Below are 16,933 nucleotides of genomic sequence, written 5' to 3'. Positions count from 1 at the left end.
ATGGCGGAGGGGACACACGCGTACCCATGCCGAACACGACCGTTAAGACCTCCAGCGCCGATAATACTTGGAGCGCGAGTTCCTGGGAAGGTAGGACGTTGCCAGGCAAGTGAGTAACACAGAGGGCACAGCAGAGATGCTGGGCTCTTTTTGTGTTGTGTCTTGATTGATTCGCGCGCGAAGGCGCGCACCTTCTATTCTTTTGTTCGATACTTTGAAAAGAGGATGTGGAAGGCAGGCCTGTGGCCTGCCCGACGCACGCGCGGGCTAAATGGCGATACAGCGGGTTCCCTAGGCTAGGCAGATAAGCGAAAGAATGTTCGTTGATGGCTGAATCCAGGCGGATACGGACGAAACAACGAACAGGACTTCCCTTGTAGGGGTTCGCAGCCCTCAAAAGTAGGTGAACGGAGGCAACAAGGGAAGTCCTGTGCGCTAAAATGTCAGCCACCATGTGAAAAGGGAGCCAGAGGGGAAGATTTGTTCGTTCCCATTTGGGCGATGCAGCACTTTTGCTCGTTATGCGCCTAACAAAGGAACTTTTGTGTCTTGGCTCCGTTTGTACCGCCGGGCCGTGCTGCGCCGGAGACCTCGCTCGTCCCCTGTCCTCACTGATTGGCGCGCGAAGGCGCGCACCTTCTATTCTTTTGTTCGATACTTTGAAAAGAGGATGTGGAAGGCAGGCCTGTGGCCTGCCCGATGCACGCGCGGGTTAAATGGCGATACAGCGGGTTCCCTAGGCTAGGCAGATAAGCGAAAGAATGTTCGTTGATGGCTGAATCCAGGCAGGTACTGACGAAACAACGAGCACAACTTCTCTTGTATGGGTTCGCTACCCTCAAAAGTAGGTGAACTGACGCAACAAGGGGAATCCTGTGCGCTAAATGTCAGCCACCATGTGCAAAGGGAGCAAGAGAGGAAGATTTGTTCGTTCCCATTTGGGCGATGCGGCACTTTTGTTCGTTATGGACCATACAGAGGAAGATTCGTTTGTACCGCCGGGCCGGGCTGCGCCGGCGACCTCGCTCGGTGCGCACTGTCCTGACTGATTCGCGCGCGAAGGCGCGCACCTTCTACGCATTGTCTTTTGCATTTTACTTTGAATTTGAAAGCTGTGATGTCATCGAAAATGTAAGGCAAAGGACAACAGAGAATGAGAGGCAGGGAAGTAACGCAAAGCAAAAAGAGGATGTGGAAGGCAGTCCTGCGGCCTGCCCGCTGCACGCGTGGGTTAAGTGGCGTTGCACGGGGGGCCCCTAGGCTAGGGAGATAAGGGAAAGAATGTTCGTTGATAGCTGAATCCAGGCGGATACGGACGAAACAACGAACACAACTTCCCTTGTAGGGGTTCGCCGGCCTCAAAAGTAGGTGAATCGAGGCAACAGGGGAAGTCCTGTGCGCTAAATGTCAGCCACTATGTGCAAAGGGAGCCAGAGAGGAAGATTTGTTCGTTCCCATTAAGGCGATGCGGCACTTTTGTCCGCTATACATCTAACAAAGGAACTTTTGTGTCTTGGCTCCGTTTGTACCGCCGGGCCGTGCTGCGCCGGAGACCTCGCTCGTCCCCTGTCCTCACTGATTGGCGCGCGAAGGCGCGCACCTTCTATTCTTTTGTTCGATACTTTGAAAAGAGGATGTGGAAGGCAGGCCTGTGGCCTGCCCGATGCACGCGCGGGTTAAATGGCGATACAGCGGGTTCCCTAGGCTAGGCAGATAAGCGAAAGAATGTTCGTTGATGGCTGAATCCAGGCAGGTACTGACGAAACAACGAACAGGACTTCCCTTGTAGGGGTTCGCTACCCTCAAAAGTAGGTGAACTGACGCAACAAGGGGAATCCTGTGCGCTAAATGTCACCTACCATGCAAAAATGAAGCAAGAGAGGAAGATTTGTTCGTTCCCGTTCGAGCGATGCGGCACTTTTGTTCGCTATAGACGAAACAAAGGAAGGTTAGTCCGTTCAACTTCATTCCCCACTGGAGTCGAGGCCCCTAGTCGATCAATACCCCATTGTCGCCCCGCTCTTGACGTCACAAGGAAAGCTTTGTGAGTTGCGGGAATAGATGCCTTCAAACACAACACAGTGAGTTCGACTTGTACCAGGATATTGTGGGAAGAATTCTCCTCAGTGGCGGTGGTGAAGGCAACGGGCACCGTGAAGCAGGCTGGAGAACATTCAGTTGCGGAAACAGGTCAACCTGAAGAGGCAGTAGGCCGTCAGCCATCTGAAGGGCTGGCTGAGACCATAGCTGGTGCCGGGGATGGTGCCGGGGATGGTGCCAGAGGTGGTGCCAGAGGTGGTGCCAGAGGTGGTGCCAGAGGTGGTGCCGGGGATGGTGCCAGAGGTGGTGGCGGGGATGGTGCCGGGGATGGTGAGGGTGGGCTGATGCTGCCCCAGAGCCTGACTGAGGATGTTGCTGCTCAAGAAACTGTAATGTAGATGATATGGTAGACGCACGAGGGGGGACATCGTATGCGAGTTTGGGTGCCGGACAGGGCGTATTTCGAGCCAGCTGCTATGGAATATTCACTGGGTCAGGAAATTCGACAACGACTTCAAGATATGGACGTGGAGATTTTGACCACGACCTCTCACAATCGGATCACCGGGATTCCTGGCAATACAGAACTACAGGTCTACGCCAACTCAAAGCGGACGCTGGTTGTTGGCGTGCGTAAGACCCTGAAGTTTGACTCGTCAAAACCGTCCGCGGAGTACGCGATTCCCATCTCGACCGGATGCCTCGGGCATTGCCATTACTGTTACCTCCAAACCACACTCGGTGCAAAGCCGTATGTTCGTGTATATGTGAATATCGAAGACATCCTTGCCCAGGCGGCACAATATATCGAAGAGAGAAAACCTGAGATCACAAGGTTTGAAGCGGCTTGTACATCGGATCCGCTCAGTTTAGAGCACATCACCGGCAACCTGAAACGATTGATTGAGTTTATGGCTGATCAAGAGTACGGTCGGTTGCGCTTTGTGACCAAGTACGATCAAGTGGACTCTCTCCTCGGAATTCGACACAATGGCCACACACGGTTTCGCTTTTCAGTGAATGCGGATTATGTCATCAAAAACTTCGAACCGTCAACCGCGCGCTTAGACGAACGAATCACCGCGGCACGAAAAGTGGCTCTGGCAGGTTATCCACTCGGCTTCATTATCGCTCCCATCTACCTGTACGATGGTTGGGAAGAGGGATACACAACCCTGGTCAAACGCCTTGCGGACGCCATTCCAACGTCGGTTCATGCCAATGTCAGTTTTGAGCTCATTCAACATCGATTCACCAAGCCGGCGAAACGCGTGATAGAAAAGCACTATCCAAAAACAAAGCTCGATTTAGATGAAACGAAGCGAAAGATGAAATGGGGACGTTACGGAATCTACAAATACGTATATCCCCATACAGAACAGGACCGTATTCGGGAGCTTCTGGGGTCTTTGATCAACACTCATTTCCCTGAAGCCGAGTTGGAGTACTTTACATGAAGTTAGGAGCAATACTGGAAGGTGGATTATTGGCGTAAGTTAGGTCTATTGGCGTAAGTCAGACTGATGTGCATAAGTGTAAGACGGATTCATTTGAGTAAGATGGATTCACATTTGAGTAAGATGGATTCATTTAAGTAAGACAGATTTATTTGTGTTTGGTTGTGATCCATTCTCTCGTTTCCATCGTATCTAAAGTTGAAGTTTACAACGATACAAGGAAACGAGGAGGAACATATCCATGAAGCTCGGGAACAAAGCAAAGCTTCTATCTGGCATTGCGACGTCAGCAGTTGTGCTGAGTGTCACTGCCGCTCCAGCTTGGGCAGCCCAGTCGAACATGGGCACGCAAGTGTTGCCAACTCCGACGACGCAAAACGCGGCCATTCAACTCCGCGTCAATCTCGACAACCTCCTTGGTGAGCATGCTGTCTTAGCCATTCTGGCGATGGAGAAGATCTACAGCGGATCGCCGGACGCCAACGCTGAAGTTGCGGCTTTAAATCAGAACACAGATCAATTGACCTCAGCCATTCAGTCTGTCTTTGGTGCATCAGCTGCGGCGGAGTTTAAGACCATGTGGCAGGGCCATATCAATGACTTCGTGGCTTATGTAATGGCAGCAAAGAACAGTGATCCAGCCGGAGAACAACAAGCCCTCAATGCACTCGCGCAGTATCGCGAACACTTTTCGAGCTTCATGAGCAGTGCCACAGGGTTACCACAGACAGCCGTGGCGAACAACCTGCAAATACACGTAAATCAACTACTCACCACGTTTAACGATTACAAGAACAAGGACTACGCCGCTTCAGAACAAGAATTTGCTGCAGCCTATAATCACATGTTCCAAGTCGGCGACGCGATTTCAGGCGGAATCGTCAAGGAGTTCCCCCAGAAGTTTGGTAAGGTCAATCCGGATACGCCAGCTGCAAACCTGCGTGTTCAACTAGACGAACTGCTCGGAGAGCACGCTGATTTAGCGTTGTTGTCCATGTATGCGGGATACGCTGGGTCAGCTGACTTTAGTGCATTGGCAGGACAGCTGTCAACGGATACCAACCAATTGACCAGTGCCATCCAGTCTATCTACGGAGATGCCGCAGCCAGTCAGTTCAAAGCGATGTGGCAGCAGCATATCAATGACTTTGTGGCCTATGTACAGGCAACAACAAAGCAGGATGGTGCAGGTCAACAGCAGGCTCTCGATAACCTCGCTCAATACAGAGCCAAGTTCTCAGCTTTCATGTCGAGTGCGACGGGCCTTCCATCGAGTGCCATCGCAGATAACCTCCAGATCCACGTTCAGCAGTTGATCGCCTCCTTTACTGACTTCGTCAACCATGACTACCAGAATCAGTGGAGTGAGTACGTTACCTCCTATAACCACATGTTTGATGTTGGCGGGGCCTTAGCGTCAGGCATTGTATCTCAGGTGCCTCAGAAGTTCGCAAGCTCGTCCGATATGTGGAACTGGACAGCTATTTCCGTTGACGTAACAGGTCGGAGTGTATCAATGCCGCTTGGCGTATGGGGTATCAATCCTGAAACAAACAAGAGCGAAGAATATGTACCCATTTGGTATGTTATGAAGGCGCTCAGTCAGGAAGGTGTGATGAGTAAGTGGAACGGCTCTGCATGGTGGCTGACCACGCCGTACCAGAGCAATATGAATTCATCTTTTAACGGATCGACAGACACCATCGTCATTCACGGTAAAACAATCGGGCATGTAGATGCTTTGATAGCGCCCGATCCGTATGGACGCACGCAAACAACATACATGGCTGCAAGTGACGTGATGAAAGTCCTTTCGGACGCTGGAATTCAATCCTCATGGAGTGGATCGACACTAAACATTAAGTGACCATGGAACATCGGGGAACGAATCAGTTCAGCGTCAGATCCCCTGGAGAACAGCACCTTTCAGCTCAGTGGATGCCGCCCCTTCGTGATAACGAGGGCGGCATTCTGTCGCCTCGGACACGAGCGTATGCCAAAATTAAACGCACTGGTATAATAGGCGTCGAATGTTGCCGCACACGCTACGGGGGGGGTGCCTATGAACGACGAAATGTCTGCAGAGCTGATTTTGGAGCGGATTTTGGCGGGAGAGAAGGATGCACTCGCTGCTTTGTATGACATGTACGAGCGTTTGGTGTACAGTTTTGCTTATCGTTGCACTGGGGATGCGAGTGCTGCGGAAGAGGTTGTTCAGGATGTATTCACGAAAATATGGAGAACGACGGCTCGATACCAGCCGACGCAAGGCAAGGTTAGCACATGGTTGCTATCTATTACACGACATGCTGCGATAGATTATCACAGGCGCACAAAGCGTCATCAGCATACAGATTCGGGAGACGAAGCTCTCGTTCAGGTTTTGGATCCGTCTCCTGGACCGGACGATCTCGCTGAAGCAGCCAGCACTCGGCAGCATATCAAACGGGCAATATCATCTTTGCCGTCTGAACAGCGACAGGTTATTGAACACATATACTTTCTTGGACAGACGCAGCAGGAAGTGGCAGATGAACTGGGGCTTTCAACGGGCACGGTGAAAAGCCGAGTACGACTCGCAATGACTAAACTTCGCACGCAGTTGCAATCGGAAACGGGGGTGAACAGCAGTGTCTGACAGCTTGTGTTCTCTGCGAGAGTTGTATGCACTCGGCGGCTTAAGTGATGCTGAACGCAGTGCATTTAAAACGCACCTGCTCACCTGTACCGAATGCCAACGAGAAGTGAAGGCGCTAGAAGCCGTGACTGAGGCTTTGTTGTTTGACATGGAGCCAGTTTCACCCCCAACCGGGATGCGGCAGCGAGTACTGGATAACATCCTTGGCGCAACTGACGATGATAGAGGGTCAACAGGGCCAAAGGCTGATGCGTCTGCAGAACCAAACATAGGTGCTTTTGCAGGTCCGAGCGCTTTAGATTCTGCGGTATATTCTACCGTACATTCTACGGAGCGAACGATGAAGCTTGACACTGCGAAACTGACTCCGCCGCGGGCGCAGCGCAGTGTATCTAGAACCCGTTCGTGGATGTCGTTCACTGCTGCAGCGATCGTCTTGATGGTGATTGCTTCCGGTGTGACGTACTCCGTGGCTAATCGGACCGGTGCATCACCTTTTGGGCATGTCCAGAAGTCTATGGCTTTGAACTCCAAGATGCCGGGGGCTACGGCGACCATGTGGGTCACGAAGACGGAGAGCGCCTCGCAGATGGTCATACATTTTACTCACCTGAAGCCAGTCGGCGGTACACAGGTATATCAGGTCTGGTTGATTAACAGTGGTTCCTCAGTTCCATATTCGGCGGGCGTCTTTACACCAGACAGCCAAGGAAACGCGGTGTTTGCCTCGATCATGCCGCAAGGCTCCTACCAGGTCGTGGCGGTTACCCTTGAACCAAAAGCAATTGATGCCAAACCCCTTGGCCCCGTCGTATTTGAGGCAGAGACCTAGTCTTTGCCTCGAGTTTTCTCTACAGTGATCCATCCGTCTGCGCTCTGCGTATACCCATGTGAATCCAACCTTGAGTGGAGGGGAGCATGGTGAATACCCATCGTAGGGGTTTTGAAGCGTTTGTGTCACTGGTTTTGGCCTATGAATGGTTGGTCTCTGGACTGGACAAAGTCCTCAGCGGTCAGTTTGTAACAGGGCTGCACAGCACCCTCAAAGGGTCTTTGTCAATGATTCCGTATGGATTTTACAAAAGCATTCTGCACGCCTGGATTATTCCACACGCGGTCATCTTCGCGTGGCTCGTGATGGTTGGTGAGTTGCTTCTCGGACTGTTTTTCAGCACCTTGGCTATTTTCTATATCCGTGGGGTTGTCCCTCGGTTCGTCGGTGTTTTGGGTGCGGTTGCTGCTTTTTCCGCTGCGTTCCTAAATATGAACTTCTTTTTCTTTCAGGCGGGGCATTTCTTTATTACACCGTCTGATCCGTTTGATGAAGGGATCCCGGTTGACTTCCTGATGGCAGTCTTGGAACTCGGGCTGATGATTTCACTGCTTGTTAAGGATGTCCGGGCCATTCACTCGGGGAAGGAAGTTGCTTTGCTGCGTGAAACCCAATCCGCTGGAACTGTCTGCATTCGCGGTACGGACCGAACCACTGGCAGGGTTCATATCACTACCGTCTCTGGATCGACCCCGCACAGCAACTCGGGTCCACGCTAACATTCGCTCCATGACAGCGTGGCGGACCAGCGGATCGAAGTGGTGGGCATATCCTTGATAACCGTGCCACGCCACTTCCTTTCCCGCACGCACGAGAGCCTCGTACATGTCCCTGCCGTGGTGGATATTGACTTGCGGGTCCTCGGTGCTGTGTACGACCAGTGTGCGGCACGGAATGCTCTCGACAGAATAAATGGGCGATCTTTCTTGGTATGCTTCTGGCACCTTCCGCGGTGTACCGCCAATGACTCTTCGCATCATGCGCCTCAGATCCACACGTTCCTCGTACGTCGCAGCAAGGTCAGCCACACCGCCCCAAAGAATCAACGCACGTGCAGCTGGTTCCGCCACTGCCGTCAAGGTGGCGTTGATAGCCCCGCGTGAGAATCCCAAGATGGTCACATCGAATTCATCGACGCCGGGAAGTTGCTGCAAGATACGAAACCCAATGATGGAGTCGTTTTTGTCGGCTCCGCCGAATTCATCTCGCCCGTCTGTTCCGAGCGTTCCGCGGTACCACGGAGCAAATACAACGAATCCAAGGTGACAAAACGTTTCGATCCACTCTAATCTAGACATGCCGACCCTGTTGATGCCGCCGCGACAGTAGAGGAGTGCCGGGAATGGGGGACTCCCGAGCCTATCTTCACTTTCATGCGGTTGAACACGCGTTCCTAAGTCGGTCGGGGTCAAGGCGGGGCCGGTGACTGGTGACTCCTCAGTCGTTTCGAGATGATTCAAATCAGGCTCCGGTGTGACTTCCTCCATCGGCAAACAAGATGGTGCGCCTGCGGCGCGGCGAACGGCCTCTTCTAGGTGTTGTAATGGTACATGGCTCGCAACTTGCCACTCCACGTAGGCTGCGGGCAGACCGAGGTAGCCTTTGACATGCAGGTTGTCTACAAGATACGTGACTTCGTAAATTTTCATGAGGTTATTATACCCACTTCGCGTCATTGGCAAAGGTGTATTTCAATCATCAAAAAAATCATCTCGGTTTCAGGACGAAGTCATCGCTTATTGTGAAGTGATAGCTTATTGTATTGAAATGACATAAAAAAAATCGGCCCATCAGGGCCGATTCACAAGATTTCTATTATGGTGGGCCCACTAGGACTCGAACCTAGGACCAACCGGTTATGAGCCGGCCGCTCTGACCAACTGAGCTATGGGCCCTCATGAAAACCTATGGAGCGGAAGACGGGATTCGAACCCGCGACCCTCGCCTTGGCAAGGCGATGCTCTACCCCTGAGCCACTTCCGCAAATTTATCATCACGGCTTACTGATTGTAGCACGACTCAACGACACGTTCAACTCTCACTTTAACAATCTGTGAAGGTGCTGCGGAAGAGTAGAAGTACTGCCCAAAGGGCGAAACACTACACTTCACAAACCACGCCAAACTCCAAGTACCCCCAGGTGCATACAGCTCGTGTTTTGTAGTAGACTAAACTCCAAGGCAAATATCTATGGGAACCATGACTTGCCTGCACTAGAGTGAGCAAATGAATGAACGATCCACTTCCACCAGTGCTTCACACAATAACATGCTGTATAGCTGGATCTCATACGGTTCACAATCACTCGGTGAGGGCGTGATATTCGTATTCAGTGAGGTGAGGCGAATGAGAGAAGATGTGATACAACAAGCTGAAGGGCGCCGCAGTAAGACCTATTGGCTCTCAGCGGTCACTACAGTATGGATGCTCCTTGTGAATATGTTTGGTTTTGTAGACACGTTTACAAACTCATCTCTGTCACTTGGAAGAACCTGGCCCTTCACGCAACATGGATTGTTCCCCGCGTCATGGGACGCCGCCAAGTTTATTGAATACACGCATCGTGTATTGGTCTCTGTACTCTTGTTTCTCCTGATAGCGCTGACAATTATCACATGGGTGAAGTATCGTCGGTACATTGAAGTGAAAGTCTTGAGCTCAATCGCGATCGTGTTCGTGTTCGCGGAAGCAGTCTTGGGAGCACTCGCTGTATTGATGGTCAGTCCGCCAGCCGTTGTCGCAACACACATGGGTGTCGCATTGATCGCGTTTTGTGCTGTCACGATGCTGACAGCTGTTGTAGGTGGAATTGACAGGCGCGGGTTGCTGATCAGTGGACAACCACTCCGTGCATATCCTGTCGGCAAGACGTATGCACGCTGGACTTGGTTCGCCCTGATTTATGTACTTGCGGCTATCTATTTTGGTTCCTATGTGGCTGCCACCGGCGCTGGTGGAGCTTTGCAGGGGTGGCCGTTTCCGACCGAGAATCCTGCAATTTACGGGCACTACTTCTGGATTGATGTGATGCACCGGTCCATCGCGTTAGGACTTGTTGTGTTGCTGATTGGTTTGGTCGCCGGAGCCCGGAAACAGAAGAACCGGCCAGAAATATTCAAAAGCAGCCTGTTAGCACTCATATTGACATTGATGCAAGCCGTCAGCGGCGCACTGCTGATATACTCGCTGCTAGCCATGTGGGCATTTATCATTCATGTTTTACTCGTAACCACTCTGTTTGCGGTTGTTGGTTATATGGCGATTCAGGTTTTGCCTGAGCCACAGCGTCAACGGGCAACAGGGGGCCAGGAACAGCGGGGTCAACAGACCAGGAAAAAGTCAGTACTGGCTTAAATGGAATAAGTTCCGCGCAACTTCTGAACGGGACCGGAACTCCGGTCCCGTTCTTTTAGCCGTCTCGCAGAACCATAGGATGCTCTGTTTGCGATTCAAAAGTATCCTGAGAGTCAGATTGTTGATGTGATTTGAGGTGACTTTTATGACGAGAGATAATTACCAGAATGAAGTAAACGAGGGTCAGTCAGACAGTGAACTGCGTCTGCGTAAAACACGCAAAGCCCATCATATTGACCTTGCTGTGCAGTACAATGAGCAGTCGCAGACGGATGCGTGGAAGGACATTCGGTTTGTGCATCATTCCTTGCCGGAACTAAACGAGCAGGACATCGACTTGACGACTCGTGTAGCCGATCACACGTGGTCTGTACCGCTTTATATCAATGCGATGACAGGAGGCATAGACGAAGCAAAGGTGATTAATCAAAACTTGGCGGAAGTCGCCCGTAAACATGGCTTAGCCATTGCTGTGGGCTCTCAAAGCGCGGCATTGGCTGACACGAAAGTGGTTGATACATATCGAATCGTTCGCGAAATAATGCAAGATGGGCTTGTTCTCGCGAACGTCAGTGGCGCCGTACCTGCCAACGAGGCATTTCGAGCTGTTGAGATGATCCAAGCCGATTACCTTCAACTCCATTTAAATTTCCCACAGGAAATCGTCATGCCTGAAGGAGATCGCAATTTTAAGGGCGTTCGCGCGAATATTATAGAGATCCTTAACGATAGTCCGGTCCCTGTTATCGTAAAAGAAGTCGGTTTCGGAATGTCGATGGAACTCTACGCGGAACTTGCAGCCGCTGGGGTCAAAGTAATTGACGTTAGCGGGCGCGGAGGAACCAACTTTGCTTGGATCGAAAGCCGGCGCCGTAAGGACCAGCGCTCTGTGTTTGAAGATTGGGGCCAAACTACACCCATTTCCTTGCTCGAAGCGCAGCGATTTATGAACAGTATCGAGTTTTTAGCCTCGGGCGGCATACGAACGGCACTCGATATGGCGAAAGCACTGGCACTGGGAGCACATGCGGTTGGCGTTGCTGGCGCTGTATTGAGAGTCTTCTATAAAGGCGGAAAACAGGCCGTGTCGGATACCATTGGGACATGGCTCCACGACCTGCGGAGCGTTATGCTTGCACTCGGCGCACAGTCCGTCGATGACTTACGAACAATGCCCATTGTGGTGACTGGGGATAGTCAGGATTGGGCTGGTGCACGCGGGATTAATATTGAAATGCTCGCCTCAAGATCTCGCCATGGCTAACCTTACTTCGCTGGTCTCTTCAGTTGGTCTCTTCAGTTGGTCTCTTCAGTTGGTCTCTTCAGTTGGTCGATTCAGTCTGTAGTAGAAACCGGGTTAAATTAACAGTTGCGGTCTGCCTGGAAAGTGTGTAAAATACACTTTGTATCGAATTGCTAGTGGTGATTGACACGGCCGCATGCGGGTGTAGTTCAATGGTAGAACTCCAGCCTTCCAAGCTGGTCGCGTGGGTTCGATTCCCATCACCCGCTCCATAGATAACGGTAAGCCGTCTTAGACTGACAACAGCTAAGGCGGTTTTGTGTTATACAATAGAGTATTTGAGCGCCTGTTTAAGACTGTAGATTGGTACGACATGTTGTGGTAGAAAAAAGGTATATTAGGCGGTAGCTGAGTGGGGTGAGAGCGTGCGAAAAAAATCTGATGATAAGAACTCCGAACGTGACTTCGGTACACGCCCTCTGTTTGATGAGGAAACGAAGGGTAGTATAGAGGAATCCGACGAGAAGGCTACAGAAATAGAAGCACGACCGAATTCGATTCATGGTGGTCATGTAAGCTCTGTGAGTTCCTCGGGTTCTCAGCCGACACTGAATGAGTGGAAACATCTCTATGCGGCGGCAATAGCTTTTCGTGACTTGGCACCATGGCATTGGATGTTCGAGGATCAGATGTTCGCAGTGGTTGACCCTGAGTCCGGAGAAGTAGGGTACTGCAGCGTGATGGGTGCCGGGGGCGAATTTCACGCCCTGGGTGTGTATCGTGGGGCAAAGGGGCTTCTGTCATATCGGCGTATTAGCGTCCGGGATATGGAGGGAGACGGGCTGGGATTGGCCGATGATCCGGACGTGTTCTTAGGCCAAAAGGCTCTTATGGCTTCCTTTGAAGGCAGTAGGGATGTAGACAAACGAGACAAAAAAATATTTCAGTCGCTTGGACTGCGTTTCCGTGGAAAGCAGTCGTGGCCTGTCGTAAGAAGCCATGAGCCGGGGTGTGTGCCTTGGTTTCTAGATTCTGGGGAGTGTCGCTTTTTGACTCAAGCCCTGGAACAAGCTGCACGTGTCGGTCAGCGGATCAAGGATAATCCAGAGCTTCTCGACGAAAAACCAGGCTGCATTCTGACACGAGTGCATATCCACGATGGAAAAGTTGGTACATGGACCGATGAGTGGCGGACATGGCCATGCCTTGAAGATGAGATGAAAACCGACTTTTTGCAACCAATTAGTCAGGTGAGCGAGATTCGTTTGAAGCGGGTTACGAAAGAGGCAAAACCTTCAGGTGCGTGGGAGGTGGACATCTCGTATGCTCCGTTTTCCGTTTATGAAGGGGAAAGGCCTTATTTTCCTCGCCTGATGCTATGTGTTCACCATGGATCGGGTATGGTTTTAGCTGCTTATCCGGGAGAACACGACGTAGATTCATCCGATTTTGTAGAGCAGTTTGTTGCAGCAATGGAGCAACATGAAATTTATCCAGAACAGGTGGTTGTTTGTCGCAGCAGTGTGGGGCGGTTGCTTTTGTCCGTAGCGCAGGCTATCGCCGCTGAGGTGCTTGAGACGGACTACCTTCCAGGGGTCGTCATGGCCAGGGAAGGTATGAGGGAATTCATGAGCTAGAATATTTACGAGAGTTCCTCAATGAATGGGATACATGGATAGATACCGATCTTGAAGTGGCAAGCATGGACTATCTCAAAGACCGGAACCGCCAACATTGATGAAGATCACACATTGATCCTTGGAATGGGTCCTGGAGAAACGGAAAGTCTGGTGCGACGATTGAACGGCTGTCGGTCAATGAAATACTGGTTCGTCCGACTATCCAACCGTCGTAAACGTTTGCCTTTCAAGAAGCGTACTTATCACAGCGTGCTTATCTCAATGAAGCGTAGAGAGAGAAAACTTCAAATATGAGGTTACACTGGAACAAGTCATAATAAGTCGGGATACGAACTACTGCAGATTGCTGCAAATCTGTGGTGGTTCGTTTTTTATAGCGGATGGAGTATTGAGATGAGAAGGATAGGGTGCTTCGCACATCCCCTGATCTGCTTCGCGCAGCCATAAATTGTGTGAACGGATTGTGAACACTAGATGAACGAATCATGAACACACCCCTTGAGCCCTCGACAAACGCAGTTACTCAACCTGTATACTGTTCCTTGGGCACAGACCGTACCTTACGGGGGCACTAGGCAAAGGTGCGGTGTGTGCATTAAGTTTTGCTGAGGGAACAGGGGGGAGAATATATGCGTCGAACGAGACGCTGGCTCAAGACCGGGATCACGTCGGCTATCCTGGTTGTTCTATTGACCGGCTGTGGAGTCCAAGTCCCAGTTTTACAACCAAAGGGACCAGTAGGACAAGAAGAACTCAAGTTGATAGTGTTTCCGTTCATTCTGATGGCGATTGTTGCATTCATCGTGTTCGCGCTTTTTGCGTGGATCATGGTCAAGTACCGCGCTAAGCCCGAGAACGAGGGGTATGTCCCGCCTGAGACAGATGGGAACACGTTGTTGGAGACAATTTGGACTGTTATTCCGATTATCATTGTTGTTGCAATCGCTATTCCTACAGTGATAGTCACATTTAAACTGCTGAAGCCACCAACACCGACTGTTGCGGCAAAGTCCAACACGAATCCAAATCCATCGAAACAAACTGTTGTGATTTATGTTGCATCCTCCGAGTGGAAATGGCTTTTCGCGTATCCGCAGTACGGAATTGAGACGGTTAATCACCTGGAGATTCCGGTTGGGCAACCAGTGGATTTTCAGTTAACTGCTATCGGTCCTATGAACTCTTTCTGGATTCCTGCGTTAGGCGGTATGGAGATGGATATGCCTGGAAAGGACTTGGGTCTATGGTTGCAGGCGGATTCTCCAGGTACTTATCTCGGTCGTAGTGCTCAATATTCCGGTAAGGGCTTCGCCCACATGACATTCAACGTCACCGCTCAATCACAAACTGACTTTGAACAGTGGGTCAAGCAAGTTAAGGCAAATTCACCTAAGTTGACCGCAACCGAGTATAAAAAACTGCTTCAGCCTTCGACTGTGGGGACGATGGATTTTGCTGGTTTTGTGAACCCGAACGGATACAACGGATCGATGTCCAAGACTGGTATGCCAGGGGTTCGAGCAGGTATGCCCATACCTAGCGACATAAAAAGCACCGGTGACTCATCGACTGGGTCTGGATCATCGTCTGGTAAGTCGGGCTCGTAACCAACTTTTGTGTCGTTCCAAAGCTCTACTTCTTGTGATGAGTTTAATGGATTCAGAAGAAATCGAGTGTGATTTGAGTCACATTTCGTCGGTGAACTTTCAGGGATTTAAATGTAAAGGAGGGTACCCGTTTTGATGAGTCAGTTCATGAACTTTGCGAATACCTTTCTCATGTGGAAAGAAGGGCCGCTCATCTGGATTTCGGATGTGCTGATTGGTCTCACATCAATCGGCATCATTGCCGTGCTCGTCTACTTCAAAGCGTTCAAGTGGCTTTGGAAAGAGTGGTTAACCACAGTAGACCATAAAAAAATCGGGATCATGTATATCATCGCAGCCCTGCTGATGCTTTTCCGCGGTGGTGTCGATGCTCTCCTGATGCGCACTCAGCTGGCGTTTCCAAACGAGCACTTTCTTACGGCACAGCACTACGATGAAATTTTCACTACGCACGGAACAATCATGATTCTCTTTATGGCGATGCCACTTGTCATTGGATTGATGAACGTTGCAGTGCCACTCATGATTGGTGCTCGTGACGTTGCTTTTCCTTACTTAAATGCTATTTCGTTTTGGATGTTCTTTTTTGGCGCCATGTTGTTGAACGTGTCTTTTGTTTTCGGTGGTTCTCCAGATGGTGGGTGGACATCGTATCCGCCATATGTTGAGAAGATGTTTGATCCAGGTCCGGGAGAAAACTATTACATCATGGCACTCCAAATCGCCGGTATTGGAACGATTGCAACGGGTGTCAATTTCATTGTGACGATTCTTAAAATGCGGGCGCCTGGTATGACGCTGATGAAGATGCCGATGTTTGTGTGGTCAATTCTCATTACGTCAGCACTGATTGTCTTCGCATTTCCGGCCTTAACGGTCGTCTTGGCACAATTGCTGATTGACCGAATAGCGGGTGCTCACTTCTTTTCTACCACAGCCGGTGGCATGCCCATGAACTTCATCAATGAGTTCTGGATATGGGGGCATCCGGAGGTGTATATCGTCATCTTGCCGGCGTTCGGGGTGTTCTCGGAAGTCGTCAGCACTTTCTCGAGCAAGCGTCTCTTTGGCTATTCCGCCATGGTGGGCTCGATGGTTGCAATCACGTTCCTTAGTTTTGGCGTCTGGGTTCACCACTTCTTTACCATGGGTGCCGGCGCTGCGGTTAACTCTTTCTTTGGAATCTCGACGATGGCCATCGCGATTCCAACTGGTGTGAAGATCTTTAACTGGCTGTCTACTATGTATAAAGGAAGAATTCGATTTACACTGCCTATGATGTGGACATCCGCGTTTATCCCGTCATTTGTACTTGGCGGTGGTGTGACAGGTGTTATGCTGGCCGTTGCGCCTGCTGACTACCAGTTCCATAACAGTTACTTTCTCGTCGCTCACTTCCACTACACGCTCGTCGGTGGCACCGTCTTCGGTATGTTGGCGGGGCTTTACTACTGGTGGCCAAAAATGTTTGGCTTTCAGTTGGACGAACGGCGCGGTAGACATGCGTTCTGGTGGTTTGTGATTGGCTTTAACGTCTGTTTCCTGCCTCAGTTCTTACTCGGACTCATGGGTATGACACGGAGAATGTACACCTATCCGTCCGGTCTCGGCTGGTGGATTCCAAACTTTATCTCCACCATTGGCGGTTTCATGATGGGTGTAGGTTTTCTTCTCTTGGTGTATCAAATTGTATGGAGTGTTCGTCACATGCCGCGTGGAGTGGCTGATGATCCGTGGGATGCTCGTACCCTCGAATGGTCTCTTCCGTCCCCGGCACCTGAGTACAATTTTGCACGTACTCCGATCATCCATGGTCGTGATGAGTGGTGGTACATCAAACGCGGTAAATTCGAGCAAGAGTTTGTGGAACCAACAATTCAACCGATCCATATGCCTAAAAGTTCCGGACGCCCATTCCTTATTGGGTTATTCATGTTCGTCGCTGGTTTCGGTTTTGTGTTCGAGTGGTATGTCTTAGTGGTTCTTGGCCTGTTGGCCGTATTGGTCCTCATGGCTTGGCGCTCGTTTGAGTTTGATTACTATCATCACATTCCGGTCTCAGTTGTCGAGAAGACCGAGAAAGCGCTCGGGAGGCTGTGACGATGGAATCAGCTGTGAATCA

The 16,933-nt window shown here is 50.7% G+C and carries 11 protein-coding genes, 3 tRNA genes and 1 rRNA gene; 12 read left to right on the top strand and 3 right to left on the bottom strand.

All coding sequences use genetic code 11. The annotated features are described in order from the left end of the window. The 6 genes from rrf to AN477_RS21950 form a co-directional block, all read left to right on the top strand. Positions 1 to 107 (top strand): 5S ribosomal RNA (gene rrf / locus AN477_RS21980); the annotation flags it as partial. Positions 108 to 2,126: 2,019 nt separating this feature from the next. After that, complete coding sequence (locus tag AN477_RS24855) at positions 2,127 to 2,438, top strand: hypothetical protein (protein ID WP_054971324.1); 312 nt, start codon at positions 2,127 to 2,129, stop codon at positions 2,436 to 2,438. A gap of 33 nt (positions 2,439 to 2,471) precedes the next feature. Further along, positions 2,472 to 3,497: a spore photoproduct lyase gene (gene splB, locus AN477_RS21965; RefSeq protein WP_054971323.1), complete on the top strand. Its 1,026-nt coding sequence runs from the start codon at positions 2,472 to 2,474 to the stop codon at positions 3,495 to 3,497. Positions 3,498 to 3,738: 241 nt separating this feature from the next. After that, positions 3,739 to 5,364, top strand: a complete 1,626-nt coding sequence (locus tag AN477_RS21960; protein WP_054971322.1) for a hypothetical protein — start codon at positions 3,739 to 3,741, stop codon at positions 5,362 to 5,364. Between the two features lie 195 nt (positions 5,365 to 5,559). Continuing rightward, the gene (locus AN477_RS21955; protein WP_054971321.1) at positions 5,560 to 6,135 is read left to right on the top strand and encodes an RNA polymerase sigma factor; all 576 of its coding nucleotides are present in this window, start codon (positions 5,560 to 5,562) and stop codon (positions 6,133 to 6,135) included. Beyond that, positions 6,128 to 6,967: an anti-sigma factor gene (locus tag AN477_RS21950; protein ID WP_054971320.1), complete on the top strand. Its 840-nt coding sequence runs from the start codon at positions 6,128 to 6,130 to the stop codon at positions 6,965 to 6,967. The genes AN477_RS21955 and AN477_RS21950 overlap by 8 nt, the downstream gene beginning before the upstream one ends. A gap of 545 nt (positions 6,968 to 7,512) precedes the next feature. On the opposite strand, the gene AN477_RS21945 is transcribed toward AN477_RS21950, so the two are convergent. The 3 genes from AN477_RS21945 to AN477_RS21935 all read right to left on the bottom strand — a co-directional run bounded on the left by AN477_RS21945 (position 7,513) and on the right by AN477_RS21935 (position 8,950). Beyond that, positions 7,513 to 8,616, bottom strand: a complete 1,104-nt coding sequence (locus AN477_RS21945; RefSeq protein ID WP_054971319.1) for an alpha/beta hydrolase family protein — start codon at positions 8,614 to 8,616, stop codon at positions 7,513 to 7,515. 169 nt (positions 8,617 to 8,785) lie between these two features. Beyond that, a tRNA-Ile gene (locus AN477_RS21940) sits at positions 8,786 to 8,862 on the bottom strand. Between the two features lie 13 nt (positions 8,863 to 8,875). Beyond that, a tRNA-Gly gene (locus AN477_RS21935) sits at positions 8,876 to 8,950 on the bottom strand. A 363-nt stretch (positions 8,951 to 9,313) separates the two neighbouring features. Between AN477_RS21935 and AN477_RS21930 the strand changes: the two genes are divergently transcribed. The 6 genes from AN477_RS21930 (at position 9,314) to AN477_RS21905 (ending at position 16,911) form a co-directional block, all read left to right on the top strand. Further along, a complete protein-coding gene (locus AN477_RS21930; protein WP_054971318.1) occupies positions 9,314 to 10,321 on the top strand; it encodes a COX15/CtaA family protein in 1,008 nt (335 codons plus the stop codon). 145 nt (positions 10,322 to 10,466) lie between these two features. Beyond that, entirely contained in the window at positions 10,467 to 11,585 is a 1,119-nt protein-coding gene (gene fni, locus AN477_RS21925) for a type 2 isopentenyl-diphosphate Delta-isomerase (protein WP_083486566.1), read from the top strand. A gap of 177 nt (positions 11,586 to 11,762) precedes the next feature. Beyond that, positions 11,763 to 11,836 (top strand) — tRNA-Gly (locus AN477_RS21920). A 153-nt stretch (positions 11,837 to 11,989) separates the two neighbouring features. After that, complete coding sequence (locus AN477_RS21915; protein WP_054971317.1) at positions 11,990 to 13,201, top strand: DUF7309 domain-containing protein; 1,212 nt, start codon at positions 11,990 to 11,992, stop codon at positions 13,199 to 13,201. A gap of 632 nt (positions 13,202 to 13,833) precedes the next feature. Next, the gene (locus tag AN477_RS21910) at positions 13,834 to 14,811 is read left to right on the top strand and encodes a cytochrome c oxidase subunit II (protein WP_054971316.1); all 978 of its coding nucleotides are present in this window, start codon (positions 13,834 to 13,836) and stop codon (positions 14,809 to 14,811) included. Positions 14,812 to 14,946: 135 nt separating this feature from the next. Then, positions 14,947 to 16,911 carry a cbb3-type cytochrome c oxidase subunit I gene (locus AN477_RS21905; RefSeq protein ID WP_054971331.1) on the top strand — a complete coding sequence of 655 codons (1,965 nt, stop codon included), beginning with the start codon at positions 14,947 to 14,949 and terminating at the stop codon, positions 16,909 to 16,911. Positions 16,912 to 16,933: the final 22 nt, after the last annotated feature.

Source organism: Paenalicyclobacillus ferrooxydans (assembly GCF_001399675.1).
Lineage (GTDB): Bacteria > Bacillota > Bacilli > Alicyclobacillales > Alicyclobacillaceae > Alicyclobacillus_B > Alicyclobacillus_B ferrooxydans.
This window is presented reverse-complemented; position numbering and strand designations above follow the sequence as displayed.

Bases quoted from the DNA above. Each gene is read 5' to 3' on its own strand.
- splB (WP_054971323.1), top strand. From the start codon at position 2,472: ATGCGAGTTTGGGTGCCGGACAGGGCGTATTTCGAGCCAGCTGCTATG.
- AN477_RS21960 (WP_054971322.1), top strand. From the start codon at position 3,739: ATGAAGCTCGGGAACAAAGCAAAGCTTCTATCTGGCATTGCGACGTCA.
- AN477_RS21955 (WP_054971321.1), top strand. From the start codon at position 5,560: ATGAACGACGAAATGTCTGCAGAGCTGATTTTGGAGCGGATTTTGGCG.
- AN477_RS21945 (WP_054971319.1), bottom strand. From the start codon at position 8,616: ATGAAAATTTACGAAGTCACGTATCTTGTAGACAACCTGCATGTCAAA.
- AN477_RS21930 (WP_054971318.1), top strand. From the start codon at position 9,314: ATGAGAGAAGATGTGATACAACAAGCTGAAGGGCGCCGCAGTAAGACC.
- fni (WP_083486566.1), top strand. From the start codon at position 10,467: ATGACGAGAGATAATTACCAGAATGAAGTAAACGAGGGTCAGTCAGAC.
- AN477_RS21910 (WP_054971316.1), top strand. From the start codon at position 13,834: ATGCGTCGAACGAGACGCTGGCTCAAGACCGGGATCACGTCGGCTATC.
- AN477_RS21905 (WP_054971331.1), top strand. From the start codon at position 14,947: ATGAGTCAGTTCATGAACTTTGCGAATACCTTTCTCATGTGGAAAGAA.